The organism is Paramagnetospirillum marisnigri (assembly GCF_001650715.1).
In the GTDB taxonomy this organism is placed as follows: Bacteria; Pseudomonadota; Alphaproteobacteria; order Rhodospirillales; family Magnetospirillaceae; genus Phaeospirillum; species Phaeospirillum marisnigri.
In genome coordinates, this window is record NZ_LWQT01000044.1 from 169,657 (window position 1) to 196,093 (window position 26,437).

A 26,437-nucleotide genomic window follows, 5' to 3' on the forward strand; every position below is an offset into this window, starting at 1 on the left:
CCGCTCTTTTCCTTCTGCTCGCGGTCCCCGCCGGGGCCGAGGTGGTCACCCAACTGCCCGGCCGCGACAAGGTGGTGGCGCTGACCTTCGACGGCTGCGAGGCCCCCAATGCTCCCGCCCTGCTGGACCCGTCCATCCTGGCGGTGCTGGAGGCCGAGAAGGTTCCCGCCACCTTCTTCGTCACCGGCCTGTTCGCCCGGCGGAATGCCGCCGGACTGGCGCGGCTGGCCGAAACCGGGCGGATCGAGGTGGAAAACCACTCCTTCGACCACCCCCAGCACATGGAACGCCTGGATGGCCCCCGCCTGCGCCGTCAGGTGGCGGAGACCGATTCCGAGATCGAGCGCGTGACCGGTCGCAGGCCCCGCTTCTTCCGCTTTCCCGCCGGGAATTACGATGCCGCCGCCCTGGCCGAGGTGGAAAGTCTGGGCCACACAGTGGTGCATTGGAGCTTCGCCTCTGGCGATCCCGCCCGGGGGGTGACGCCCGCCCATCTCACCGACTGGGTGCTGTCCCGGACCCGGCCGGGCAATATCCTGATCTTCCACGTCAACGGCCGGGCGCCCGCCACCGGCGCGGCATTGCCCGGCATCCTCGCCGAGTTGCGCAAGCGGGGATACGGCTTCGTCCGCCTGGACGAGGTGATGAAGTGAGTGGTGGTATGAGCCCCTTCTCCCCCGAGCGTCATGCCCTGGACGGTTGCCGCCTGCGGCCGCTGGAACCCGCCGACTGCCGCCCCATGGCCGAGGCGCTGGCGGCCCAGGACCCGTGGCTCAGCCTGGGCTTCAATGCCACTGCCCTGGAGCGTTATCTGGCCCGCGACGATGCCGCCCTGGCCCGTTTCGCGGTGGAACGGGGCGAGGACGGCCGCGCCGGACTGCTGGCGGTGCGCTGGCCCTGGCTGCGCGGCGCCTATATCGAGCTGCTGGCCGTCTTCCCCGCCCATCAGGGCCGCGGCCTGGGTGGGGCGGTGGTGGACTGGGTCGCGGGCCAGACCGCCGGGATCACCCCCAATCTGTGGGCCTGCGTCTCGGATTTCAACGCCTCGGCGCGGGTGTTCTACGCGGCGCGGGGCTTCGTCGAGGTCGCGCCGCTGGAGGATCTGGTGGCGCCGGGCCGGGCCGAGATACTCCTCAGAAGGCGATCAGGCTGACCAGGGCGGCGAGGCCGAACACCATCAGCAATCCGCCCGACAGGTGGTTGAACAGCCGCATGCGCTCGGGCGTGAAGCGGGCTCGCGCCGCCGAGGCCACCGCCGACAGGATCAGCCACCACAGGGTCGAGCCGCAGAAGATGCCTGCCACCAGCCATGCCGACTGAACACCCCCCGGCTGGGCCGATGGCCCCAGGGCGGCGAACACTCCCGCCACGCCTAAGATGGTGCCGGGATTGGTGGCGGTGATGGCGAAGGTGGAGACGAAGTCCTTCAGCATGCCCGGCCCCTTGCCCGGCTCGGCCTCGATGGCGATGGCGGCGGCCCGCCAGGTGTGGCCCCCCAGCCAGATCATGAACAGCCCGCCCACCACCTTGATGGCAGTGATCTGGCCGTTGATGAAGCTCATGATGGCGCCGACGCCGAAGGCCGCCACCGCCCCGAACACGGTATCGGCCATGGCGGCGCCCAGACCGGCCACGAAGGCGGCCAGGCGCCCATCGGCCAGGGCCTTGCGAATACAGAGGATGCCCACCGGGCCGATGGGGGCGGCGATGGAAAAGCCGATCATCACGCCGCGCAGGAAGGGTATGGAGTCCAAGGGAGAGCTTTCACCGGGCCAGAGTGTCGCGCGTCAGGTACGACGAATCGGCCATGCTTGGCAACGGCTGATCGCGGGTGCCGAAAAAAGCTCCCCGCCGAAGCGGGGAGGACCTTGGGGGTCGTAAACTGGAAAGGGCAAAATCAGGCGGACAGGGCGGCCCGCTGCGGCTGGGCCGCGAAGGGGGCGGCGGCCGAACCCGGCTGGATGGTGGCGAACGTCCAGGCGGTCTGGTCGGCGAACAGGGCGCGCAGCAGCTGGTTGTTCAGGGCATGGCCCGAGCGCACGCCGTGGAAATGGCCCAGGATCGGAGCACCGGCCAGATACAGGTCACCCACCGCGTCCAGCACCTTGTGACGGACGAATTCGTCGCCATAGCGCAGGCCGTCGTCATTCAGCACCCGGGTGCCGGTGGAGTCGATCACCACCGCGTTGTCCAGCGAGCCGCCACGGGCGAGGCCGTTGGCGCGGAGATAGGCCACTTCCTGCTCGAAGCCGAAGGTGCGCGCCCGGGAAATCTCGGACTTGAACGAACCGCGCGACAGGTTGACGAAGAATTCCTGGCGCGAGATGGCGGTGGCGCCGAAATCGATCTCGAAGCGGATGGAGAAGCCAGAGGACGGGGTCAGCGAGGCCATGCGGTCGCCATCCTTCACCGTCACCCGCTTCAGCACCTTGATGGCCTGGCGGGGAGTGGCCTGCTCGACCACACCGGCGCATTCGATCAGGAACAGGAAGGGGGCGGCGGAACCGTCCATCACCGGCACTTCCGGCCCGTTGATCTCGATCAGGCAGTCGTCGATGCCCATGCCCGCCAGGGCGGACATCAGATGCTCGACCGTGCCGACCACCACGCCGTCGTCGTTGCGCAGGCAGGAATTCATGCGGGTGTCATGCACCGCCGACCAATGGGCGGGAACGATGGCGCCGGCGCCCGCGATATCGACGCGGCGGAAGCGGATGCCGGTTCCGGCTTCGGCGGGATGCAGCACCATGGTGACCTTGGCGCCGGAATGCAGGCCGACGCCGGTGCAGCCGATGGCGGTCTTCAGGGTGCGGGAGCGGATGGCGGATGCATCGGAGACGGCGGTGGCGGGAGTGGTCCCCGGCAGCAGATGGGCAACGATCTGATTCACGCCTGTTCCCCTTTGACCTTGACCGGAACCGATGGTTCCGGGCGGGCTTTCATTTCACGCTCACAGGTCTACCAGGGGGGCGTCCAGGGCTCAAATCAATCATTATTGCCAAATGTTACACTGCGGCATGGGCCGTGAAACATTCAGTCCACCAGGATGGCGTCGGGGGTGTAGGTCACGATGGAGACCCGATAGATGGTCTGGAGCGGAATCCCCACCATGGCCATGGGGTTGGTTTCGTCGCGGACGACGGGAATCCCGGCGATGAATGGCGATCCCGGCTGGATCACCCGGGCGGTTTTCATGGTCTTCACCATGGACTCGAAGATGGGGGCGGGTGTTCCCGAGGGTCGCGCCAGCGGAGCTGCGAAAGCGTCGAAGCCGCCGCCGTCCTTCCTGGCATAAATGAAATAATTGGTCCCCGCCGCCCCCGGCCCCTGGGGTTCTTCCAGCAGGGCGACTGCGCCGAACACCGACACCATGGTCGCCACCAGATGGCGGTAATAGGTGGTGTTCTCGAACACGAACAGGCTGTTCATGGCAATGACGCCCTGGGGGGCCAGGCAGTTGCGCACATCGGCGAAGAATTCCCGGGTGGTCAGATGCTCGGGGATGCCGTCGCCGAAGAACAGGTCGATGCTGACCACGTCATACTCGCCGCGACAGCCCTGGACGAAGGTGCGGGCATCGGCGGTGACGACCCGGATATCGGGCCGAGGCCGAAAGCCGAAATGATCCCGGGCGAGGCGCTCCATCTCGGGGTTGATCTCCACGGCGTCCACCTGGGCGCCCTGGGATGCGAAATAGGAGGGAACCACTCCGGCGCCGAAGCCCAGCACCAGGGCGCGGCGGGGGCTGTCCACCAGCGGCCGGGTCCCGGCGCCGATCATGTAGGTGAACAGATACGAGGACTCGCCGCCGGGCAGGAATCCGTTCATGGATTCCCCCACATTCAGCAGCCTTGTCATGGTGGTGCCGTCGGGCGCGGTGACGCGGGCCACCTTCAGGGTGCCGAAGGGGGTCGGACGTTCGGCCAGGATCGACCAGCGGCGACGCTGGCCGTCCGTCACCTCGACGGAAGCCCGGCTGGCCTCCACCAGGACGGCGGCGGCGGCCATGCCGCCCAGCAGCGCCAGGACCAGCACGGCGGTGAACGGCCCCCGGGCCAGATGCTTCCGTCGCGCCAGGGCGCCGGCCACGGCCATGACCGCCAGGGACAGGGCGATGAGGGCGATGCTTTCGCGGTTGCTCCAATGGGCGATCAGGACGAAGGCGGCCAGGCTGACCCCGGCCACCGATCCCAATGTGCTGATGAAGAAGATGATTCCGGCCCCGGCATCGTCGGACTCGCCGCTTCCGGGGCCATTGCGGCGCTCCAGCGCCACCAGCAGGGGATTGAGGGCGGACAGGGCGATCAGCGGCACGCACAGGATGACGGCGCAGGCGGCGAAGCTGCCCAGCACCAGGCTGAAGCGGGCCAGGGGCCCCAGCACCACCGGGTAGATGTGGACGGACACCGCCAGCGCCAAGCCCGATGCGGCGATCAGGGCGTGGAAGCTCGCCGTCAGGGTCTTGCTGTCCAGATCCCTGGCGAGGCGGCCGCCGAGATAATAGCCCACCGACAGAAACACCAGGGTGGTGGACAGGACACCGGTCCAGATATACAGGGCGACGCCGAAGAACGGATTGAGCGCCCGCGACGAAATCAGTTCCAACGCCAGAACGGCGGCGCCGGTCAGGAAAATGAACACTCTCTCGGTCGTCATTGCTCTCTCCCCGGCCGCGAGCGGCGCAATCTACCATGACCTTGGCGTCCGGGCGATTGGCCTGCGATCACGCTCCTCTCTTCCAAAAATCCGCGCTCCGCATTATGGTCCGGCAACTTTAGGATTCATGCCCCGATGACCAAGCTCGACCATATCCGCAATTTCTCCATCGTCGCCCATATCGACCACGGCAAATCCACCCTGGCCGACCGGCTGATCCAGGCCTGTGGCGCCATCGAGGCGCGCGACATGAAAGAGCAGATTCTCGATTCCATGGATATCGAGCGTGAACGCGGCATCACCATCAAGGCCCAGACGGTGCGCCTGTCCTATACCGCAAAGGACGGCAAGACCTATCAGCTGAACCTGATGGACACGCCCGGCCATGTGGACTTCGCCTACGAGGTCTCGCGCTCGCTGGCCGCCTGCGAGGGCTCGCTGCTGGTGGTGGATGCCTCTCAGGGCGTCGAGGCCCAGACCCTGGCCAATGTCTATCACGCCCTGGATGCCGGGCACGAAGTGGTGCCGGTGCTCAACAAGATCGACCTGCCGGCCGCCGAGCCCGAGCGGATCAAGCAGCAGATCGAGGACGTCATCGGCCTGGACACCACCGACGCGGTGATGATCTCGGCCAAGACCGGCCTGGGCATCGGCGACGTGCTGGAAGCCCTGGTCACCCGCCTGCCCGCCCCCGAGGGCGACGAGAGCGCGCCCTTGCAGGCGCTGCTGGTGGATTCCTGGTACGACCCCTATCTCGGCGTCATCATCCTGGTGCGCATCAAGCACGGCGTCCTGAAGAAGGGCCAGAAGATCCGCATGATGGCCACCGGCATCGCCTATCAGGTGGATTCGGTGGGCTATTTCACCCCCAAAATCGTCCAGTGCAATGAATTGAAGCCCGGCGAGATGGGCTTCTTCACCGCCGCCATCAAGGCGGTGGCCGATACCAAGGTGGGCGACACCGTCACCGACGACAAGAAGCCCGCCGAGACGCCGCTGCCCGGCTTCAAGCCCAGCGTGCCGGTGGTGTGGTGCGGCCTGTTCCCCATCGACGCCGCCGATTACGAGGATCTGCGCGACTCCCTCGCCAAGCTGCGCCTCAACGACGCCAGCTTCCAGTACGAGCCCGAGACCTCGGCGGCGCTGGGCTTCGGCTTCCGCTGCGGTTTCCTCGGCCTGCTGCATCTGGAAATCATCCAGGAACGCCTGGAGCGCGAATTCAATCTGGACCTCATCACCACCGCCCCCAGCGTGGTCTATCGCGTCCACCTGACCAATGGCGAGATGCACGAGTTGCACAACCCCGCCGACATGCCCGATCCCGCCCGCATCGACCATATGGAAGAGCCCTGGATCAAGGCCACCATCATGGTTCCCGACGAATATCTGGGGCCGGTGCTGACCCTGTGCACCGATCGCCGTGGCCAGCAGATCGACCTCACCTATGCCGGCCAGCGCGCCATGGCGGTCTACAAGCTGCCGCTCAACGAGGTGGTGTTCGATTTCTACGACCGGCTGAAATCCATCTCGCGCGGCTATGCCAGCTTCGATTACGAGGTCGACAGTTACGCCGAATCCGATCTGGTCAAGGTCTCGATCCTGGTCAATGCCGAACCGGTGGACGCCCTGTCCTTCGTGGTCCACAAGGCCAATGCCGAATCACGCGGACGCGGCATCTGCCAGCGGCTGAAGGAGCTGATTCCGCGCCAGATGTTCCAGATCGCCATCCAGGCCGCCATCGGCGGGCGCATCGTGGCGCGCGAGAGCATCAGCGCGCTGCGCAAGGACGTGACCGCCAAATGCTATGGCGGCGACGCCACCCGCAAGAAGAAGCTGCTGGAGAAGCAGAAGGAAGGCAAGAAGCGCATGCGCCAGTTCGGCAAGGTGGAAATTCCGCAAAGCGCCTTCCTCGCCGCCCTCAAGATGGGTGACGACTGACGCCGAAGGCTCGGAGCGCGGGGGTCGTTCTCGAAACGGGATTTACCACCAAGGCACCAAGGAGGCGGAGTCGGCCGCCGCCCTTCTTTTCGGTCATGCCCATCCGCCGAACTCATTGCTTTTCAAGGCGTTCAGGCGGGGCCGCGTGGATCACCGGGACGGAGCCCGGTGATGACGAATGAAAAGGAAGCCTCTTGGTGCCATGGGAGCGCGGGCGCCTCGCCCGCATCTCTTCACGGGAGCATCTTTCCCCCAGCACCACCGGCCCGACGCGCCATGGAGCGCGCGGGCTGAGTTGAACCGCCATCCCCGGCGAGCGGCCGGGAATCCGGTGCGGCAGCACGCTTCGTCGCGTCGAACGGAACGACACCACGGTCCGCCACCGATCAGTGGCGGGCCATCGCTCCGTTCCTCACCAACGCGGTGAAGACGTCTGTCAGTTGGTTACCGGCTTTACACCGGAACTGGTCGATACCGTCGTGGTGGTCCGGGCGTCGCCGGTGGCCGGGCTCACAGGCGGAGCGGCAACCGCAACGGGCGGAACCACGGCACCGGCGGCAAGTGCGGCACCGCCATCAGCCGGAGCCGACGAGTCGGTCGCTGGCGTCGGGGCGGGGGTGCTGCCTTGCACGCGCTGGTATTCCTCGACCACCTTCTTGGACGGATACTGGTCCAATTCTTCGCCGGTCGAGCCGTCACGCACCACCAGCAATGCCAAGCCGGTGTTGTTGTCGACCTTGATGACCGGGGTGGTGAAGGCGATGGCCTCGGCCGGAGACGGATTTTCCTTCTTCACCTCTTCCTCGTGCTGCTGCACGGGGGGATGCGAAGGGCTTAGGCTCTCGGGACCTGACGCGCGGGGGCCAATACTGGCTGCAATCGAGGTGGACATTCTGCCCTCCTATCTGGATGTGTGTCTGTGCGCAGGGATGAGCATTTCCGCACACCCCTTGGCTGATACCTTCTGGCACAGGCTATAAAGTGCCCACAAACCCAGCTAAAATGCAACTTGAATCTTGGGTTGAATGATCAGGAAGGCGGGGGCGGGTGTTCGGGCCGGGGTTGGTGCGGCCGTTTTGAAAGCAGCAGGTGCAAGGTCGCCTTGGCGAATTGGCGCAGTCGGCGGATACGGTATTCGGGCGACAGATCGCTGGCCTTGATGATGCCGAGGAAGAAGCGGGAAACTTCCCCCAGGGTGTGGTCGCGCAAGTCCTGGTCAGAGGCGCGGCGCAGCAAGATATTCACCAGGTCCTGGGTGCGGGTCAGCAGTTCGATGCCGTCCTCGACGGTATCGATGATGCTGCACATGCCGTCAAAGGCGGCCTGCTGATGGTCATCAAGGGTGATGGTGTCGCCGATTGCGGCCATGGCTTCCCTTTCCCGGATCGACCTCAGCCTATCCGGGAAATGGTTTCATTTTCGTTGAGGCCGCCAGCGGTCCTCGGCGGTGGGGGCATCGATCCGGGGTGCCCGGGCCAGCAGCTCCGCCCGCAGCACGCTGCCGTCCACCGCCAGGGGCAGCGTCTCGATCAGTTCCAGGCGCCGGGGGCTTCCGGCGGTGCCCAGGCGCAAGCGGGCCCAGGCGCCGACCTCGTCGAGCAGGGCGGGGGTGGCCAAGCCCCGGGGTTGGACGAAGGCGCGCAACTCGCCCTCGGGCCATTCCACCACGCCCGCCGCCGATACGGTGGGGTGGAGGTTGAGCACCGCTTCCACCGCGCCGAGGCGGGTTGGTCCCTCGGTGGTCATGACGGTGTCGTCGGAAAGGGCCAGGGGTTCCGGCCAGATATAGTTGTCCAGGTCGCGCACCCCCAGGCGGCCGGTCAGCATCCAGCCGCCGCCGCCGCGCCGCGCCGGTCCCTCCACCCGATCGCCCCAATAGCCGAGGAAGCTGCCCGGTGCGTTGGGCGATACCGCCAGAACGCCGCGCTCGCCCGCTTTCAGCACCCGGCCACGATCATCCACCGCTTCGATGGTGAGGCCCGGCGCGGTGCGCCCCGGCGAGGGGGGCCGCAATTCCATCAGACCGGCCAGATTGGCCGCCACCGCCCCGGTCTCGATCACCCCCCAGGCCTCGTTGGCATGAATGCCGAAGGCCTTGATCACCGCTTCGTGCAGGGCTTCGTCCAAGGGGGCGGGACCACTGGCCAGGGCACGGGGCATGGCATGGGGGCGACCTGACGCCGCCTCGGCCAGGCGGGCCAGATGGGCGGGGGGAACATAGGCGGCGCGCACGCCGTGGCGCGACAGGGAGTCCAGGGCTCGGGCCGGGTCGAAGGGGCCGGGAGTGGCGACCACCGGCACGCCGTGGTGCCAGGCGGGCAGAACGGCGCGAAACAGGGCCTCGGCACTCATCCAGTCGGCCGAGGTCCAGGCCACGTCGCCGAACTGGGGGAAAAAACTCAGCGACATCTCCACCGCGGGCAGCCCGCCCGCCATGGCGCGGTGGGGCAGAACCGCGCCGGGCGGCTTGCCGCAGCCATCGGGGGGATAGAAGATGAAGGCCGGATGGCCGGCGGGCGTGACCAGGGGCGCGAAGGCGTCCGAGGCCCGTTCCATCTCGGACCAGAATTCGGTGGTTCCCGGGGCGGCGGCATTGGGTACCAGCACCCGGGCCAGGGCCGTCAGGCCGGAGCGGATCAGGTCCAGGGCGGGCAGCAGTTCGGCGTCCACCACCGCCACTTGGGCGCCGCTGTCGCTCAGCCGCCATCCCAAAGGCTCGGCGCCCAGATTGGTGGGAATCGGCACGGCCACGGCGCCCATGCGGGTTACGGCCAGCAGCGCCACGGCGGCTTCCAGCCCGGCGGGCAGCGCCAGCGCCACCCGATCGCCAGGGGTGACGCCCCAGGCCTGCAGCACATTGGCCAGCCGGTTGGCCAGCAGCCGCAGTACATGGAAGGTATAGCGCTCGCTGGTTCCGTCGGGACCCTCGACGATCAGGGCGGTGCGATGGCCATCGGCCCCGGCCATGGTCTGGCGGTCGCAGACGTCGAAGGCGAGGTTGTAGCGATCGGGAATCTTCCAGCGGAAGGTTCGGCAGGCTTCCTCGTAGCTGCGGGGATTGTTCAGCATGATCGGGTCACGAGGCGCCGTTGCCGTCGAATGGCGGCGGCATGATGCGGCGCATGAAGCCGTCGAACAGAGGCACGGTGAAGGCCGTGTCCCCATGGCTGGGGCTGTAGAGCATGCCTTTGCCGATCATCGAACTGCGGATGGGAGCCACGGTGGTGACCTTCTTGCCGAGCCGCTCGGCGATGTCGCCGGATCGGTGGGGCCCCGGTCCCAGATCGGCCATGGCCCGCATATAGCGTTTTTCGGCGGGGGCGAGGCGGTCGAAGCGGACACGGAAGAAGCTGGCGTCCAATTGCGCCAGCGCCGCGATCGAGGCGGCCCGGGCGTCATCGCCGGAAATCGGCGATGACGTGGCGATATCCCAGCTATGCTTGCCCCATTCCTGCAGAAAATATGGATAGCCGCGCGTCTGCTTCAATATTTCCCCAATGGCGTCATCGGTGAAGCTGACACCCTCCCGTTCCGCCGGACGGCAGAGCGCGGCGGTGGCCGCGACCTCATCCAGACGATCGATGGGAACGAATTCGAACAGGCGCTCGGCATAGGATTTCGCGCGTCCCGATTGACCGACCAGTTGCGGCAGGCCCGCCGCCATGATCGTGACCGGCAATTGCCGCTGGTTGACCTTGTGCAGGGCGGCGATCAGCGCGGCCAGCTGTTCCTCGGGAACATACTGAAGTTCGTCGATGGCCATGACGACGGCGGTCTTGCGCTCGACCGCGGCGTCTCCGACCGCCATCAGCAGTTCCCCCAGGTCGCTTTCCAGGTCGCCGCTATCCGCGGCACCGGGCTCGGGCGCCGCATCGAAGCTGATATCGATGTCCTGGTATCGGACCTTCATGGCCTTGGCAAAGCTTGCCAGGGTTCTGATCGCATTGGAAACGGCGGTCTTCGCGGCCTCGCCTCGATTCAGCCTGAGCAGGGTCGCCCGCAGCGCGGGAATGAGAATGCCCGGCAGCGACCGATCTTCCGGAGCTTCTATGCTGACGATTGCCATGCCTTCGGCTTCGGCATCCTGGCGAATCTTGTTCAGCAGCACGGTCTTCCCGACGCCACGCAGCCCGTAGAAGATGCAGCCGCGCGCCGAACGGCGGTTCTTGGTGCGATCCAACGAGATGGCCGCCTTGTTGATGACCTCGTCCCGGCCCGCGAGTTCCGGCGGTGGGTATCCGGCTCCGGGGGCATAGGGATTGGCGCGCGGGTCCAATTCAACTGACCTTATGCAAGTTTATCCTAATTCGATAAGGTGGCATAACATTGCTCGAATCACAATGGCGGCCAAGCCGGGTCCTCGCCGTCAGTTTCCCAGCGGCATCAGCTCTTCGAACCACAAATAGGTGCCGACATCGTCGAAGATGACGCCGTCGAAGCCCAGATCCATGATTCCGGCCAGATACTTGCCCAGCAGGCCGCGCCATTCGCCGCTGCCGGTGTCGGTGATGAAGGTGCCCGGCGTCTCGTCATGGGCGAAGACAAAGGCGGGATTGCCCACGTCCCAGTCCTTCATCCAGTACCAGCGCCAGTCATAGGCCCGGCCGATGGGCATGATGGCCATCACCAGGCGGCGCGGCCCCAGCTTCTTGTATTTCAGCCGGGCGATATCGTTCTTCACCAGCAGTTCGCTGCTGCGATGGGCCACGTCCACCACCACCAGGTCGTAGTTGGTGGCGGCCAATGCCTCGATGAACTTGCCCTTGGTGCCGAACTTGTCCGAGCGCAGCACCGGCAGCCAGTTGCGCACATTGGCGATGGTCAGGACCTCGGCCGGATTCTCGAAGGCGGGATGGGTGCGCGGCGCCTCGTCCAATATGGATTCGCCGGTCCTGGCGAAGGCGGGGGCCTTGTCGCGGGCCCCGGCGCGGAAGGCGGCCTCGGTCTCGGCGGCGGTGGGGCAGAAATCCAGCGCCAGGATGTTGCGGCCCTCGGCGCGCATGGCGTTGACCGCATAGGTCATGCGGCGCTGCTGTTCGGCGCGCATCTGCTTCAGCCGGATCTCGGCTGATTTGCGCAGTTCCTCGGCGGGATCGTTGCTGAACGGCCCCATCTCGATGGGGACCGGCGGCCGATGGATGCCCTGGCGCCGTTCCCGATCCAGCTCGGCATCCAGGCCCAGGCGCTCCTTGATCACCTCGGCCAGGGGCTTGTCGAATTTGAACGGACCGCAATACAGGCCTTCCATCACCACGCCGTCCAGGGTCTGGATCAGCTGGCGGTAGTGGGCGCGCAGCGGCAGGCGCTTGATGAAATTGGTGCCCTGGGGATCGCGGATGTCTTCCCACTCCACCTCGATCTCGCCCTTGACCAGCAGTTCCGGGCCGCCCCGCATCAGCACCTGGAAGGAGGGATTGCGCTTCTTGGCATAGCGCGCCAATTCCAGGATCACGTCACGGGTCTGTTCGCGGAAATTGGGAATGCGCTCGATGGGCGGGGGCACGAAGTCGCGGGGCTTGTCCAGCGCGGCGGCGGGAAAGGCGGTCAACAGCACCATGCCGAGAAAAGCTAAGGCCAACCCTCTGGCATGGGATTTCATATCATCCCGAGCGAAGCCGAGGGATCTCCGTCCGACGCGACGGAGCCATATGGGAAAAGCCGTTCCAGAACGAGATTCCTCCTCCCGATGGTCGTCGGAATGACACGGCCGCCTCTTCATGCCAGCATCTCCCCCACCAGCCGGGCGATGGCCAGACACGAGGTCAGGCCCGGGCTTTCGATACCGTACAGCGCCGCCACCCCCGGCGCGCCGGTCTGGGCCGGGCCGTGGATGACGAAATCCCGCGCGGGCTCGCCCTCGGCCTGGATCTTGGGGCGGATCCCGGCATAGGCGGGTTCCAGCGCCCCGTCCTTCAGCCCCGGCCAATAGCGGCGGATGGCGGCATAAAAGGAATCGCCCCGGCGGGGATCGACCACGTAATCCTCGTGCTCGACCCATTCCACATCGGGGCCGAAGCGGCCGCGACCGGCCAGGTCCAGGGTGAAATGCACCCCCAGCCCGGCGGCCACCGGTACCGGATAGACCAGCCGGGTGAACGGGGTCTTGCCGGTCAGGCCGAAATAATTGCCCTTGCACAGATGGGCGGGCGGAACCTCGCGGAGGCCCAGCGCGGTTCCCAGGGCAGGGGCCGACAGGCCGGCGGCCACCACCACGCTTTTCGCCAGCAGGGTCATGGGCTCGACCCCGCCCACCGCCAGCAGATGGCCGCCCTCGGCGGCGCGGCCCGCCGTCACCGGCGACATGAAGACGACGGAGGCGCCCTTGGCCTCGGCCTCGCCCTGCAGCGCCAGCATCAATCCATGGGTGTCGACGATGCCGGTGGCGGGCGAGAACAGGGCGGCGACGCAGTCGAGTTCGGGCTCCAGGGCGCGGGCCTCGGAGGCCGGAATGGCGTGCAGCCCCTCGACGCCGTTATCAAGACCCTTGGCCAGGATGCCGTCCAATGCCTTGGCCTCGGCCTCGTCGGTGGCGACGATCAGCTTTCCCACCATCTTGTGGGTGACGCCTCGGTCGCGCGCGTAGTCGCGCAACATGCGGTTGCCCGCCACGCACAGTCGCGCCTTCAGGCTGCTCTTGGGATAGTACATGCCGGCATGGATCACCTCGCTGTTGCGCGACGAGATACCTGCGCCGATCCGGCCCTCGGCCTCCAGCACCAGCACCTCGCGCCCCGCCAGGGCCAATTGGCGGGCGACGGCCAGACCCACCACCCCCGCGCCGATCACCACGGCATCGACCCGTTCGGCCTCCGCTTCCGTCAACACGTTGTTTCCCATGGGCTGCGTTACCTCTAGATGTCGCGAAGCATAGCATCCGACGCAAGGAGGGGAAAGCCGGATGGTCGTTGCGTCGGGGCTTCGGCAAGGCTAGAGTCCGGCCGACGAATAGCAACACAAGGCGAACATCCGTGAGCGTGGAAACCCGTCCCTCCGTCTGCCCCCATGATTGCCCCAGCGCCTGTTCGCTGGAGGTGGAGATCCTGGCCGAGGACCGGATCGGCCGGGTGCGTGGCGGCGCCATGCCCTATGTCAACGGGGTGATCTGCGCCAAGGTGGCGCGCTATGCCGAGCGGGTTCACCATCCCGACCGGGTGCTGCACCCCTTGCGCCGGGTGGGAGCCAAGGGCGAGGGACGCTTCGAGCGCATCGGCTGGGACGAGGCCCTGGACGAGATCGCTTCCCGCTTCAAGGACGCCAGCGCCCGGCTGGGGCCGGAAACGGTGTGGCCCTATTTCTACGGCGGCACCATGGGCCATGTACAGCAGGCGGGCATCAACCGGCTGCGGCGGATCATGGGCTATTCCGGCCAGTTGAAGACCATCTGCGCCGCCTCCTCCAGCGCCGGATGGGCCGCCGGGGTGGGCTCCAAATGGGGGGTGCCGCCCCAGGAAATGGCCCATAGCGGCCTGATCGTCATCTGGGGCGCCAACCCCGCCGCCACCCAGGTGCAGCTGATGGGGCTGATCAAGCAGGCCAAGACCGCCAATGGCGCCAAGCTGGTGGTGGTGGACCCCTATCGCACCCCCACCGCCGAGAAGGCGGACCTGCATCTGATGCTGCGGCCGGGCAGTGACGGCGCCCTGGCCTCGGCGGTGATGCATGTGCTGTTCCGCGACAATCTGGCCGATCGCGACTATCTGGCGCGCTACACCGACTGCCCCGAGCGGCTGGAAGCCCATCTGAGGGATCGCGGTCCCGCCTGGGCCGCCCCCATCACCGGCCTGACGGTGGCCGAGATCGAGGCTTTCGCGGCGCTGTACGGCTCGGTGCCCAATTCCTATCTGCGGCTGGGCTATGGCTTCACCCGGTCGCGCAACGGCGCCGTCAACATGCATGCCGCCAGTTGCCTGCCCGCTGTCACCGGGGCGTGGAAGCACAAGGGCGGCGGCGCCGTGCAAAGCACCAGCGGCGTGTTCGACATCGCCCGCACTTTGCTGGACGGTCTCGACGTGCCCGACCGCAAACCGCGCGTGCTGGATATGAGCCGCATCGGCCCGGTGCTGACCGGTGATCCCGCCGATCTGGGGGACGGGCCGCCGGTGACCGCCATGCTGGTGCAGAATTCCAACCCGGCCCTGGTGGCGCCCGACAGCGCCCTGGTGCGCCGGGGTCTTGCCCGCGACGACCTGTTCCTGGCCGTTCATGAGCAGGTGATGACCGCCACCGCCCGCTTCGCCGACATCGTGCTGCCCGCCACCACCAGCATGGAACATCACGACCTGTACACCGCCTATGGCCATACCTTCCTGCAGGTGGCCAAGCCGGTGATCGCGCCTTTGGGCGAGGCCCGTTCCAATCATGATGTCATCAACGCCCTGGCACCCCGGCTCGGCGCGGCGCATCCCGGTTTCGAGATGGATGCGTGGGAGATGATCGATCAGGTGCTGGACGCCTCGGAGCTGCCCAAGGCCTCGGAGCTGCACGCCATGGGCTGGCTCAACTGCTCCAAGGTGTTCGACGACGCCCATTTCCTCTCGGGCTTCGGCCATGCCGACGGCCGTTTCCGCTTCGCCCCCGATTGGAACGATCCCGCTCTGCCGGAACTGCCCGACCATTACGCCGTGACCGACGAGGCCGATGCCGAGCATCCCTTCCGCCTGATCACGCCGCCGTCGCGCCATTTCCTCAATTCCAGCTTCACCGAGACCCCGACCTCGCGCGCCCAGGCCGGACGGCCCACCGCCCTGGTCCATGCCGGGGATGCCGAGGCCCTGGGGCTGAAGACCGGCGATCCGGTTCGCCTGGGCAATGACAAGGGTTCGGTGGTGGTGCATGTCCAGGCCACCGACGGCATCGCGCCGGGGGTGGTGGCGGTCGAAAGCATCTGGCCGGACGACTGCTTCGTCGAGGGCCGCGGCATCAACCACCTGACCAGCTCCGACGCCGCCCGTCCGGCGGGTGGCGCCGTGTTCCACGACACCAAGATCTGGCTCAAACAAGTGACGAGCCAATGAAATCTTTCATTGGCGAGGAGTTGCGGCCAAGGGCCGGCGCGGCTCGTGCCGCGCAAGCCAAGGCGACGGGAAGTCGCCGCCCGGCGATTGAGGGGCAACAAAGGACTGATTTATGAAGAACAAACGCGCCCATATCGTGGTGGTCGGCAACGAGAAGGGGGGGACGGGCAAGTCCACCGTCTCCATGCATCTGATCATCAGCCTGCTGGAAAAGGGCTTGTCGGTGGGCAGCATCGACCTGGACGCCCGCCAGGCCACCCTGACCCGCTACCTGAAGAACCGCGAGGCGCGCAAGGACCTGGCCGAGCTGGGCCTGCCCTTGCCCGACCATGTGGCGCTGCCGCCCACCGACGACCGCGCCGCCGACGAGGCCCGGCTGAACGAGACTTTCGCCCGCATGGCTAGCGCCCATGACGTGGTGGTGATCGACACCCCCGGTTCCGATCATTACCTGTCGCGTCTGGGGCATTCCTTCGCCGACACCTTGGTGACGCCCTTGAACGATTCCCTGGTGGATCTGGACGTGCTGGCGCTAGTGGAGCCGGGCAGCATGAAGATCCGCCGCCCCAGCCATTATTCCGAGATGGTGTGGGAGACCAAGAAGGCCCGCGCCCTTCGGGGCGAGATGGCGGTGGTGGACTGGATCGTGCTGCGCAACCGCCTGTCCAACCTGGACGCCCGCAACAAGCGCGACATGGAAAAGCTGCTGGCCGATCTGGCCAAGCGTGTCGGATTCCGCGTCATCCCCGGCCTGGGCGAGCGGGTGATCTACCGCTCCATGTTCCTGGAAGGCCTCACCCTGCTGGATTTGCGTAAGAAGATCATGGGCTTCGAGTTCAATATGAGTCACGTGGCCGCCCGCCAGGAACTGCGGACCCTGGTGGATGCCATCGGGTTGAACAAGATCGGGGCGGCCTGAACAAGATCGGGGAAGTATAAGCCGCGATTGCGTCGGGGGCGCCGTCGTGGCAATACTCCCGCCATCGGCTGTATGCCCTGTCAAGGAGGTCCAAGGATGGCGCGTCGCGTGCGTAAGGCGGTGTTTCCGGTGGGTGGCATGGGCACCCGTTTCCTGCCCGCCACCAAGGCCATGCCCAAGGAAATGCTGCCGGTGGTGGACAAGCCGCTGATCCAGTACGCGGTCGAGGAAGCCGCGGCGGCCGGATGCGAGCATTTCATCTTCGTCACCGGTCGCGGCAAGAACGCGCTGGAAGACCATTTCGACAACAATCCCGAACTGGTGCGCACGCTCAAGGATCGCGGCAAGTTCGATCTGGTCGAGGCGGTCACCAGCTGGATGCCCAAGTCCGGCCAGATTTCCTATACCCGGCAAAGCGAGCCGCTGGGCCTGGGCCATGCCGTGTGGTGCGCCCGCGATCTGGTGGCCGACGAGCCCTTCGCCGTGCTGCTGCCCGACGATTTGATCCTGTCCAAGACCGCCTGTCTGAAGCAGATGGCCGCCGTGCACACCGAGGTGGGCGGCCATGTGGTCGCTGTCTCCGACGTGCCGCGCGAGCACACCAAGCGCTACGGCATCCTGGACGTGGAATTCGACAACGGCCGCCTCGCCAAGGCCAAGGGCCTGGTGGAAAAGCCCGATCCGGAAGTGGCGCCCTCGACGCTCTCCATCATCGGCCGCTACATCCTGCATCCGGCGGTGTTCGACGTGCTGGACAAGAAGGAAAAGGGCGCCGGCGGCGAAATCCAGTTGACCGACGCCATCAGCCAGACCATCGGCATGGTGCCCTTCCACGGCCTGCGTTTCGAGGGCCAGCGGTTCGATTGCGGTGACAAGGTGGGCTGGCTGGAGGCCAATCTGGCCTTCGCCCTGGCCCGTGACGACATGGCCGAGGCCGCCCGCGAACTGATCACCCGTTTTCACGGCTAACCGTTAAGGACTGAAGCGTCATGCGCATCGCCATGATCGGCACCGGCTATGTGGGCCTGGTGTCGGGGACCTGTTTCTCGGAGTTCGGCATCGACGTGGTTTGCGTCGACAAGGACGCCCGCAAGATCGAGTTGCTGGGCGAGAACGTCATGCCCATCTACGAGCCGGGCCTGGACGAGATGGTGGCCGCCAATGTGGACGCCGGGCGCCTGACCTTCACCACCGAGTTGAAAGGCGCGGTCAAGGGCGCCGACGCGGTGTTCATCGCCGTGGGCACGCCGTCGCGGCGCGGCGACGGCCATGCCGACCTGTCCTATGTCTATGCGGCGGCCGAGGAAATCGCCGACGCCATGGACGGCTATACCGTGGTGGTGACCAAGTCCACCGTGCCGGTGGGCACCGGCGACGAGGTCGAGCGCATCATCCGGGCGCGGCGCCCCGATGCCGAGTTCGACGTGGTCTCCAATCCGGAATTCCTGCGCGAAGGCTCGGCCATCAATGACTTCATGCGCCCCGACCGGGTGGTGATCGGCACCGAGTCCGAGCGCGCCCGCAAGGTGATGAAGCAGCTCTATCGGGTGCTGTTCCTGATCGAGACCCCCATCGTCTTCACCTCGCGCCGCACCTCAGAATTGATCAAATACGCTGGCAACACCTTCCTCGCCACCAAGATCACCTTCATCAACGAGATCGCCGATCTGTGCGAGAAGGTGGGCGCCGACGTCCACGACGTGGCCCGGGGCATCGGCCTGGACGGCCGTATCGGCAAGAAATTCCTGCATCCCGGTCCCGGCTATGGCGGTTCGTGCTTCCCCAAGGACACCCTGGCCCTGGTCAAGACCGCCCGCGATTTCGACGCGCCGCTGAAGATCATCGAGACGGTGGTGGCGGTCAACGACCAGCGCAAGAAGCAGATGGCCGACCGCGTGGTCGCCGCCTGCGGCGGCTCGGTCCAGGGCAAGAGCGTGGCCGTGCTCGGCCTGACCTTCAAGCCCAATACCGACGACATGCGCGATTCCCCCGCCATCGACATCGTCGCCGCCCTGATCGACAAGGGGGCGGTGGTGAAGGCTTTCGATCCCGAGGGCATGAAGGAGGCGGCCAAGATGCTGCCCGCCGCCGTGCAGTACTGCAACGACGCCTACGCCACCATGGGCGGGGCCGACTGCCTGGTCATCATCACCGAGTGGAACGAGTTCCGCGCCCTCGACCTCAAGAAGGTCAAGGCGGCGCTGAAGTCGCCCGCCATCGTCGATCTGCGCAATATCTACGCCCCCGACGAGATGGTGGAGCTGGGCTTTACCTATACCAGCATCGGCCGCCCCTGATGGCATTTGACGCCATCGCCTTCATGATGGCATAATTCGCCATCATGAAGGCGAGCCTGCTGATCCGCGAACGAGTCGTCTTTCCCGACGGTTCCCTGGTGGAGATGGTGGCTTGGCGTCTGCCGTCGCCGTTGCCGCCATCCTCCCACGGTTTCAAATACAGCCTCGTCTACATCGTTGATGGTGTCCGTGTGCTCGGCTACGACAATGAGCGCGGCAAGGGCGACCATCGGCACCGGGACGGCCGCGAGGAGAGCTTCGCCTTCGTCTCCATGGACAACCTGCTGGAGCGCTTCGTCGCCGAGGTGGAAGAGTTGCGGAGGACGCCATGATCAAGCGGGTCGAGGTCGGAGGCAGCCTGAAGGACGCGGCGCGACGCTTTGGTGACGCCTGGGCGAAGGCGGAACGGGGCGACGCGGTCGAGGCCACTGAAACCATCACCTTCGTCAGTTGGTCGGCCCTGGCGGCGGTAATGACCGACAAGCGCCACGAATTGCTCCAGCATCTTCATCAGCATCCGGCGACCAGCATCCGGGCCTTGGCCCGCGACATCGGCCGTGACTACAAACGGGTACACGAGGACCTGGCCGCCCTGGCGGCGGTGGGGCTGGTGGAACGCCGCGACGATGCCTGGCGGGCCGATTACGACGAAATCCACACTTCCATCACCCTGACGCCGCCCCGGGCGGCGGAGTAGTAACACCCAGCCGCCCCCGGCCGATTGAGTGAGGCCGTCCCGCCGCCATTGACACCCGCCCGCGCTTCGGCGACACCTACCAAGCGTATATGGATCGAGGGAGATCGCCGCCATGGCTACCGTCAAGACCGTTGCCACCACGCCCTTTTCCGGCCAGAAGCCGGGGACGTCCGGGCTTCGCAAGAAGGTGGCGGTGTTCGCCCAGGCCCATTACCTGGAAAATTTCGTCCAGTCGGTGTTCGATTCCATTGGCGACATCGCGGGCAAGACCCTGGTGGTGGGCGGCGACGGCCGCTATCACAATCGCACCGCCATCCAGACCATCCTGAAGATGGCCGCCGCCAACGGCTTCGCCAAGGTGATGGTGGGCCGGGGGGGCATTCTCTCCACCCCCGCCGCCTCCTGCGTCATCCGCAAATACCAGACCTTCGGCGGCATCATCCTGTCGGCCAGCCACAATCCCGGCGGCCCCACGGAAGATTTCGGCATCAAGTACAACATCCCGGCGGGCGGCCCCGCCCCCGAGGCCATCACCGAGGCCATCTTCGCCCGCTCGGAGAAGATCACCCAATACCGCATCCTCGACGCCGCCGATCTCGACCTTGATCGCCTGGGCGAGCAACACCTGGGCGAGATGGTGGTCGAGGTCTTCGATTCCGTCGCCGACTATGCCGAGCTGATGCAAAGCCTGTTCGATTTCGACGCCATCCGCGCTGCCTTCAAGGCCGGGTTCCGCATGAAGTTCGACGCCATGCACGCGGTCACCGGCCCCTATGCCGTGGAAATCCTGGAACACCGCCTGGGCGCGCCCGCGGGCACGGTGATGAACGGCGTGCCGCTGGAGGATTTCGGCGGCGGCCATCCCGACCCCAATCTGGTGCATGCCCATGATCTGGTGGCGGCGCTGACCGGCGCGGGCGCCCCTGACTTCGGCGCTGCCTCTGATGGCGACGGCGACCGCAACATGATCCTGGGGCGCGATTTCTACGTCACGCCGTCGGATTCCCTGGCGGTGCTGGCGGCCAATGCCACTCTGTGCCCCGGCTACAAGGCGGGCCTGAAGGGCATCGCCCGGTCCATGCCCACCAGCGCCGCCCCCGACCGGGTCGCCGCCAGGCTGGGCATCCCGGCCTGGGAGACCCCCACCGGCTGGAAGTTCTTCGGCACCTTGCTAGACGCGGGCAAGGCCACCTTCTGCGGCGAGGAAAGCTTCGGCACCGGCTCCGACCATGTGCGCGAGAAGGATGGGCTGTGGGCGGTGCTGGCCTGGTTGAACGTGCTGGCGGTGCGCAAGCAAAGCGTCGCCGAGATCGTCACGGCGCACTGGCAGGACTACGGCCGCAACGTCTATTCCCGCCACGACTATGAAGGCATCGATTCCGCCGCCGCCGAGGGGCTGATGGAGCATCTGCGCTCGCTTTCGCTCAAGGGCCAGACCCTGGGCGCCTATCGCGTCGCCTTCAACGACGATTTCGCCTATACCGATCCGGTGGACGGCTCGGTCTCGAAAAAGCAGGGCATCAGGGTGGTGTTCGAGGACGGCTCGCGGGTGGTGTTCCGCCTGTCGGGCACCGGCACCGAGGGCGCCACGCTGCGGGTCTATATCGAACGTTATGAGCCCGATGCCGCCAAGCACCATCTTGATCCCCAGGTCGCCCTGGCCGATCTGATCAGTATTGCCCGCGATCTGGCCCAGATCGAGGCCCGCACGGGCCGCACGGAACCGACGGTGATTACCTGACATGACCCACAGCTTCCACTCCACCATCCTGCGCGAATACGACATTCGCGGCATCGTCGGCGAGACTTTGTTCGCTGAGGATGCCAGGGCCATCGGCCGCGCCTTCGGCACCCGGGTGCGCCGCAACGGCGGCAGCGTGGTCTGCGTCGGCTGGGACGGGCGCCTGTCCAGCCCGGAGATGGCCGAGGCGGTGACCAAGGGATTGGTGGAGGCGGGCTGTTCGGTGCGCAGCATCGGGCGCGGCCCGACGCCCATGCTCTATTACGCCGCCAAGGCGCGGGACGCCGATGGCGGCATCATGATCACCGGCAGCCATAATCCGCCCAACCACAACGGTTTCAAGATGGTGCTGGCGGGGCGGCCGTTCTTCGGCCCCGATATCCAGGGCCTGGGGGCCATGGCGAGCGCCGGGGATTTCGAGAGCGGCGCGGGCCATGTGGTCGAGGACCGGGTGTTCGACGAATACGTCGCCCGGCTGGCCCAGGATTATGACGGCGCCCGCGACCTCAAGGTGGTGTGGGACTGCGGCAACGGCGCCACCGGCGAGGTGCTGGCCGAACTGGTCAAGCGCCTGCCCGGCACCCACCGGGTGCTGTATGGCGAGATCGACGGCCGCTTCCCCAATCACCACCCCGATCCCACCGAGCCCCATAACCTGGTTGCGCTGCAAGACACCGTGCTGGCCGAGGGCGCCCATCTCGGCATCGCCTTCGACGGCGACGGCGACCGCATCGGCGTGGTGGACGGCGAGGGCCGCATCCTGTGGGGCGACCAGATCCTGGTGATCCTGGCCGAGGACCTGCTGAAGACCCTGCCCGGCGCTACCATCATCGCCGATGTCAAGGCGTCGAAGGTGTTCTTCGACGAGGTGGCGCGCCTGGGCGGCAAGCCGGTGATGGGGCGTACCGGCCATTCCCTGATCAAGACCCAGATGGCCGAGATCAAGGCCCCCCTGGCGGGCGAGATGAGCGGCCACATCTTCTTCGCCGACCGCTATTACGGTTTCGACGACGCCCTGTATGCCGCCGTGCGGCTGCTGGGCATCGTGGCGCGCTGGGACAGGGAAACCTTGGCCCATCGCCGCGACCGGCTGCCGCATATGGTCAATACCCCGGAAATGCGCTTCGACTGCCCCGATACCCGCAAATTCGCGGTGGTGGCCGAGGTCAAGGCCCGGCTGGAAGCGGCGGGCGCCACCTTCAACGCCATCGACGGCGTCCGGGTGGATACGGCGGATGGCTGGTGGTTGCTGCGGGCCTCCAATACCCAGGCGGTGCTGGTGGCCCGCTGTGAGGCGGCTTCGGCCCATGGGCTGAAGCAGTTGCGTCTTGCCCTGGAAGCGCAACTGGCGGCCAGCGGCGTCACCCCGCCGGTCTGACCCCCGCATTACGCATGCCCGGTGCCGAGTTGAACGTTGAACTTATTCGGATTCGGGACCATTCTGTGGCAAAGCCGGGTTGAAGTGTCGTTTTGCGCTCGCTCGAGAACAATGAATTCGCGTTTTACAGTCCAAAGGGGGACCATCGATGTCCGTTGAAGCCATTCTCAAGACCAAGGGCAGCAACGTTTTCACCGTGCGGCCGGAACATTCGGTGGCCGATGCCGCCAATCTGCTGACCAACAAGAAGGTCGGCGTCGCCGTGGTTTGCGATGCCAAGGGCAAGCTGGTGGGCGTGCTGTCCGAGCGCGACATCGTCAAGGGCCTGTCCCAGTACGGCAAGGGCGCGCTGGAAATGGCGGTGCGGAACGTGATGTCGAGCCCGGTGGTCACCTGCGCCCCCGGCGACTCGGTCAAGGCCATCATGGAAGTGATGACCGAGCGCCGTATCCGCCACCTGCCGGTGGTGGAAAAGGACGAGCTGTTGGGCATCGTCTCCATCGGCGACGCGGTGAATTTCCGCCTGCATGAAGCCCAGCTGGAGATGAGCGTGCTGCGCGACTTCGCCGCGACCCGCTGATATTTCAATGTCTTGACGCCCCCGGAGCCTTAGGGTTCCGGGGGCGTCTGCGTTTTTGGCATGGCCCTATGCGCGACTCTTTTGCTGCGCTGCAAAAATCATGTTGCACTGCAACAGAAAGCGAGTAGATTGCTTCTCATGTTGCAGCGCACAACGCGCGTCACCAAATCAGAAAGGGTCATCCCATGAGCTTCAAGATCGAAGGTTTCGACAAGCTGGTTTCGCTGTCCAAGGACAACGCCGATGCCATCGCCAAGTCCAGCGCCGCCACCGTGAAGGCGTTCGAGGAAATCGCCAAGGCCCAGCAGGCCGTGGTTGCCAAGAATGTCGAGAAGGCCGACGCCGCCGTGAAGGCTCTCTTCTCCGTGAAGAGCCCGACCGAGCTGGTCGACCTGCAGGGCAAGCTGGCCCGCGAGTCCATCGAGACCGCCATCGTCGACGGTCGCAAGATCGCCGAACTGGCCACCTCGGCCCTGACCGCTGCCTTCGAGCCCCTGAACGCCCGTTTCGCCGCGTTCCAGGCTCTGACCAAGGTCGCCGCCTAACTTTCTTCAAGGGGCTCACTCTCCTCCCAAGCGGAGCCCCTTGAATTACAGCCGTCGCCGCGCTCGGGCTTCCGGGACTCTCCCCCCCATCCCGCTGTTTCGGACGCCTGCGACGACGGACAAGAACCCCGGCCATCCTCCCATGGCCGGGGTTCGCTTTTTCCCGCCATGCTTGACCCGCCCTGGTCCGCGCCTCTACCCTTGAACCAGGAGGAGCCGCGTCATGACGTTCAAGGGAACCGAGTCTTACGTTGCCACCGAGGATCTGCTGGTGGCGGTCAACGCGGCACTGCGGCTGGAACGCCCGCTGCTGATCAAGGGCGAACCCGGCACCGGCAAGACCGTGCTGGCCGCCGAGGTGGCCAAATCGCTGGGCCGCCCGCTGATCCAGTGGCACATCAAATCCACCACCAAGGCCCAGCAGGGGCTGTATGAATACGACGCGGTGGCGCGATTGCGGGATTCGCAATTGGGCGACGCCCGCGTGCACGACATTTCCAACTACATCGTCAAGGGCAAGCTGTGGGAAGCCTTCGAGGCGCCCGCGCCGCCGGTGCTGCTGATCGACGAGGTGGACAAGGCCGATATCGAATTCCCCAACGACCTGCTGCTGGAACTCGACCGCATGGAGTTCCATGTCTACGAGACCAAGCAGGTGATCCGGGCCGAACGCCGTCCGCTGGTGATCATCACCTCCAACAACGAGAAGGAACTGCCTGACGCCTTCCTGCGCCGCTGCTTCTTCCACTACATCCGCTTCCCCGACCGCGAGACCATGGAACGCATCGTCGACGTGCATTTCCCCGGCATCAAGCCCGCCTTGCTGCACGAGGCGCTGACCGCCTTCTTCGATATCCGCGAGGTGGCGGGCCTGAAGAAGAAACCGTCCACCTCGGAACTGCTGGACTGGATCAAGCTGATCCTGGCCGAGGATCTGTCGCCCGAGGATCTGCGGGCCAAGGATTCCCGCTCGCTGATCCCCAAGCTGCACGGCGCCCTGCTCAAGAACGAGCAGGATGTGCATCTGTTCGAGCGCCTGGCCTTCATGAGCCGCAGGGAGGGCCGCTGATGACCACCATCCAATGGACCGAGGCCATGAGCGTCGGCGTCGAGGAACTGGACCAGGACCACAAGCACCTGATTCAGATGATCAACGGCCTGCATTACTCCGATACGGGTTTCGTCGAACTGTTCAACGAGCTGCTGGACTATGTGGGCGGCCATTTCGAGCGGGAGGAGACCCATCTGGAGGCCATCGGCTATCCCGGAATTGAAGGGCATCGCGGCCAGCATGACCTGTTCGCCGATCAGGTGGCGGCCATGCTCAAGCAGTACCGCGCCGAGGGCTTTGCCGATTCCGATCAGCGGGTGGCGGATTTCCTGTGGACCTGGCTCAAGGGTCATATCCTGATCGAGGACCTGAAATACGCCGCCTGGACCAGGGCGAAAAAGGGGTAGGCATGTTCCTGACCCTGTTCCTTGAGTTGCGCGACGCCAGGGTGCCGGTCACCCTCAAGGAATACCTCACCCTGATGGAGGCGCTGCAGGCCGGGGTGGCGGAGCTGTCGGTGGATACCTTCTATTATCTGGCGCGATCCTGCCTGGTGAAGGACGAGCGCAACCTGGACAAGTTCGACCGGGTGTTCGCCAAGGTATTCCAGGGGGTGCTGACCGAGTCCGATATCCTCAACGACGCCATCAAGGCCGCCATCCCCGAGGAATGGCTGCGCCGTCTGGCGGAAAAGCATCTGACCCCGGAGGAGATGGCCGAGATCAAGTCGCTGGGCGGCTTCGACAAGCTGATGGAGACCCTGAAGAAGCGGCTGGAGGAGCAGAAGGAGCGCCACCAGGGCGGTTCGAAATGGATCGGCACCGCCGGGACCTCGCCGTTTGGCGCCTATGGCTACAACCCCGAGGGCGTGCGTATCGGCCAGGCCGAATCCCGTCATCGCCGCGCCGTCAAGGTGTGGGACGAACGCGCCTTCCGCAATCTGGACGACGGCATCGAACTGGGCACCCGCAACTTCCGCATGGCGCTGCGCCGCTTGCGCAAATTCGCCCGGGAAGGCGCCGCCACCGAACTGGACCTGCCCGACACCATCCGCTCCACCGCGCGATCCGGCGGCATGCTCGACGTGCGGATGGTGCCCGAGCGCCACAACAAGGTGAAGGTGCTGCTGCTGCTCGATATCGGCGGCTCCATGGACGAGCATGTGCGGACCTGCGAGGAGCTGTTCTCGGCGGTGAAGTCCGAGTTCAAGCACCTGGAGCACTTCTACTTCCACAACTGCCCCTATTCCGGCCTGTGGAAGGACAATCGCCGCCGCCACCAGGATGTCACCAACACCTGGGACGTCATCCACACCTATGGCTCGGACTACAAGCTGATCTTCGTCGGCGACGCCGCCATGAGCCCCTACGAGATCACCGTGCCCGGCGGCGCGGTGGAGGAATGGAACGAGGAGGCGGGGGCGGTGTGGATGCAGCGCCTGCTGGCCCAGTGGCCCAGCGCCGTCTGGCTCAATCCGGCGCCGCAATCGCGCTGGCAGTGGACCCATTCCACCGGCATCCTGGCCCAGATGATGGGCGGCCGCATGTTCCCCCTGACCCTGGAAGGCCTCGATGGCGCCATGCGCAGCCTCAATCGCGGCGGGGCGGCGCGCTGACCTGCG

The 26,437-nt window shown here is 66.0% G+C and carries 25 protein-coding genes; 16 read left to right on the forward strand and 9 right to left on the reverse strand.

Features of this window, described 5'->3' with window-relative positions:
- Nucleotides 1-41 precede the first annotated feature (41 nt).
- Nucleotides 42-653: a polysaccharide deacetylase family protein gene (locus tag A6A04_RS06615; RefSeq protein WP_172822738.1), complete on the forward strand. Its 612-nt coding sequence runs from the start codon at nucleotides 42-44 to the stop codon at nucleotides 651-653.
- Nucleotides 654-661: 8 nt separating this feature from the next.
- On the forward strand, nucleotides 662-1,153 hold the full coding sequence (locus tag A6A04_RS06620) for a GNAT family N-acetyltransferase (protein WP_068491106.1): 492 nt from the start codon (nucleotides 662-664) through the stop codon (nucleotides 1,151-1,153).
- Here A6A04_RS06620 and A6A04_RS06625 read toward each other — a convergent pair.
- The 3 genes from A6A04_RS06625 to A6A04_RS06635 form a co-directional block, all read right to left on the reverse strand.
- Nucleotides 1,134-1,754, reverse strand: coding sequence for a LysE family translocator (locus A6A04_RS06625; RefSeq protein ID WP_245651105.1), 621 nt, complete (start codon nucleotides 1,752-1,754; stop codon nucleotides 1,134-1,136). The genes A6A04_RS06620 and A6A04_RS06625 overlap by 20 nt on opposite strands.
- 143 nt (nucleotides 1,755-1,897) lie before the next feature.
- Entirely contained in the window at nucleotides 1,898-2,881 is a 984-nt protein-coding gene (lpxC, locus tag A6A04_RS06630) for a UDP-3-O-acyl-N-acetylglucosamine deacetylase (RefSeq protein WP_407670246.1), read from the reverse strand.
- Between the two features lie 152 nt (nucleotides 2,882-3,033).
- A complete protein-coding gene (locus A6A04_RS06635; RefSeq protein WP_156612500.1) occupies nucleotides 3,034-4,656 on the reverse strand; it encodes a fused MFS/spermidine synthase in 1,623 nt (540 codons plus the stop codon).
- 135 nt (nucleotides 4,657-4,791) lie between these two features.
- Between A6A04_RS06635 and lepA the strand changes: the two genes are divergently transcribed.
- Nucleotides 4,792-6,594, forward strand: a complete 1,803-nt coding sequence (gene lepA / locus A6A04_RS06640; RefSeq protein WP_068491108.1) for a translation elongation factor 4 — start codon at nucleotides 4,792-4,794, stop codon at nucleotides 6,592-6,594.
- A 436-nt stretch (nucleotides 6,595-7,030) separates the two neighbouring features.
- Here the strand turns inward: lepA and A6A04_RS06645 are convergent, their stop codons facing one another.
- From A6A04_RS06645 to A6A04_RS06670, 6 genes are all read right to left on the reverse strand, one after another.
- The gene (locus A6A04_RS06645; protein ID WP_068491111.1) at nucleotides 7,031-7,390 is read right to left on the reverse strand and encodes a hypothetical protein; all 360 of its coding nucleotides are present in this window, start codon (nucleotides 7,388-7,390) and stop codon (nucleotides 7,031-7,033) included.
- A gap of 233 nt (nucleotides 7,391-7,623) precedes the next feature.
- Nucleotides 7,624-7,962: a hypothetical protein gene (locus A6A04_RS06650; protein WP_068491112.1), complete on the reverse strand. Its 339-nt coding sequence runs from the start codon at nucleotides 7,960-7,962 to the stop codon at nucleotides 7,624-7,626.
- Between the two features lie 45 nt (nucleotides 7,963-8,007).
- Nucleotides 8,008-9,663: an AMP-binding protein gene (locus tag A6A04_RS06655; protein WP_068491115.1), complete on the reverse strand. Its 1,656-nt coding sequence runs from the start codon at nucleotides 9,661-9,663 to the stop codon at nucleotides 8,008-8,010.
- Between the two features lie 7 nt (nucleotides 9,664-9,670).
- The gene (locus A6A04_RS06660) at nucleotides 9,671-10,870 is read right to left on the reverse strand and encodes an ATP-binding protein (RefSeq protein ID WP_068491116.1); all 1,200 of its coding nucleotides are present in this window, start codon (nucleotides 10,868-10,870) and stop codon (nucleotides 9,671-9,673) included.
- Nucleotides 10,871-10,960: 90 nt separating this feature from the next.
- Nucleotides 10,961-12,193 carry a hypothetical protein gene (locus tag A6A04_RS06665; RefSeq protein ID WP_068491118.1) on the reverse strand — a complete coding sequence of 411 codons (1,233 nt, stop codon included), beginning with the start codon at nucleotides 12,191-12,193 and terminating at the stop codon, nucleotides 10,961-10,963.
- 116 nt (nucleotides 12,194-12,309) lie between these two features.
- A complete protein-coding gene (locus tag A6A04_RS06670; protein WP_068491121.1) occupies nucleotides 12,310-13,431 on the reverse strand; it encodes an NAD(P)/FAD-dependent oxidoreductase in 1,122 nt (373 codons plus the stop codon).
- Nucleotides 13,432-13,562: 131 nt separating this feature from the next.
- Between A6A04_RS06670 and A6A04_RS06675 the strand changes: the two genes are divergently transcribed.
- From A6A04_RS06675 to A6A04_RS06735, 13 genes are all read left to right on the forward strand, one after another.
- Nucleotides 13,563-15,608, forward strand: coding sequence for a molybdopterin oxidoreductase family protein (locus tag A6A04_RS06675; RefSeq protein ID WP_068491123.1), 2,046 nt, complete (start codon nucleotides 13,563-13,565; stop codon nucleotides 15,606-15,608).
- A gap of 112 nt (nucleotides 15,609-15,720) precedes the next feature.
- Nucleotides 15,721-16,527 carry a division plane positioning ATPase MipZ gene (locus tag A6A04_RS06680; protein ID WP_068491125.1) on the forward strand — a complete coding sequence of 269 codons (807 nt, stop codon included), beginning with the start codon at nucleotides 15,721-15,723 and terminating at the stop codon, nucleotides 16,525-16,527.
- 96 nt (nucleotides 16,528-16,623) lie between these two features.
- On the forward strand, nucleotides 16,624-17,496 hold the full coding sequence (galU, locus tag A6A04_RS06685) for a UTP--glucose-1-phosphate uridylyltransferase GalU (protein ID WP_068491127.1): 873 nt from the start codon (nucleotides 16,624-16,626) through the stop codon (nucleotides 17,494-17,496).
- Nucleotides 17,497-17,516: 20 nt separating this feature from the next.
- A complete protein-coding gene (locus A6A04_RS06690) occupies nucleotides 17,517-18,824 on the forward strand; it encodes a UDP-glucose dehydrogenase family protein (RefSeq protein ID WP_068491129.1) in 1,308 nt (435 codons plus the stop codon).
- A 44-nt stretch (nucleotides 18,825-18,868) separates the two neighbouring features.
- Nucleotides 18,869-19,156, forward strand: coding sequence for a toxin-antitoxin system TumE family protein (locus A6A04_RS06695; RefSeq protein ID WP_068491131.1), 288 nt, complete (start codon nucleotides 18,869-18,871; stop codon nucleotides 19,154-19,156).
- Nucleotides 19,153-19,521: an HVO_A0114 family putative DNA-binding protein gene (locus tag A6A04_RS06700; protein ID WP_068491133.1), complete on the forward strand. Its 369-nt coding sequence runs from the start codon at nucleotides 19,153-19,155 to the stop codon at nucleotides 19,519-19,521. The genes A6A04_RS06695 and A6A04_RS06700 overlap by 4 nt, the downstream gene beginning before the upstream one ends.
- Before the next feature lie 112 nt (nucleotides 19,522-19,633).
- On the forward strand, nucleotides 19,634-21,262 hold the full coding sequence (locus tag A6A04_RS06705; RefSeq protein WP_068491135.1) for an alpha-D-glucose phosphate-specific phosphoglucomutase: 1,629 nt from the start codon (nucleotides 19,634-19,636) through the stop codon (nucleotides 21,260-21,262).
- Between the two features lies 1 nt (nucleotide 21,263).
- Entirely contained in the window at nucleotides 21,264-22,640 is a 1,377-nt protein-coding gene (gene pgmG / locus A6A04_RS06710; RefSeq protein ID WP_068491137.1) for a phosphoglucomutase/phosphomannomutase PgmG, read from the forward strand.
- 148 nt (nucleotides 22,641-22,788) lie between these two features.
- Entirely contained in the window at nucleotides 22,789-23,220 is a 432-nt protein-coding gene (locus tag A6A04_RS06715; protein WP_068491139.1) for a CBS domain-containing protein, read from the forward strand.
- Between the two features lie 185 nt (nucleotides 23,221-23,405).
- Nucleotides 23,406-23,765 (forward strand): phasin family protein, encoded by a 360-nt coding sequence (locus A6A04_RS06720; RefSeq protein WP_068491141.1) that lies wholly within the window; start codon nucleotides 23,406-23,408, stop codon nucleotides 23,763-23,765.
- 223 nt (nucleotides 23,766-23,988) lie between these two features.
- A complete protein-coding gene (locus A6A04_RS06725; protein WP_068491143.1) occupies nucleotides 23,989-24,834 on the forward strand; it encodes an AAA family ATPase in 846 nt (281 codons plus the stop codon).
- Nucleotides 24,834-25,223 carry a bacteriohemerythrin gene (locus tag A6A04_RS06730; RefSeq protein ID WP_068491145.1) on the forward strand — a complete coding sequence of 130 codons (390 nt, stop codon included), beginning with the start codon at nucleotides 24,834-24,836 and terminating at the stop codon, nucleotides 25,221-25,223. The genes A6A04_RS06725 and A6A04_RS06730 overlap by 1 nt, the downstream gene beginning before the upstream one ends.
- A 2-nt stretch (nucleotides 25,224-25,225) precedes the next feature.
- A complete protein-coding gene (locus tag A6A04_RS06735; RefSeq protein WP_068491147.1) occupies nucleotides 25,226-26,431 on the forward strand; it encodes a vWA domain-containing protein in 1,206 nt (401 codons plus the stop codon).
- Nucleotides 26,432-26,437: the final 6 nt, after the last annotated feature.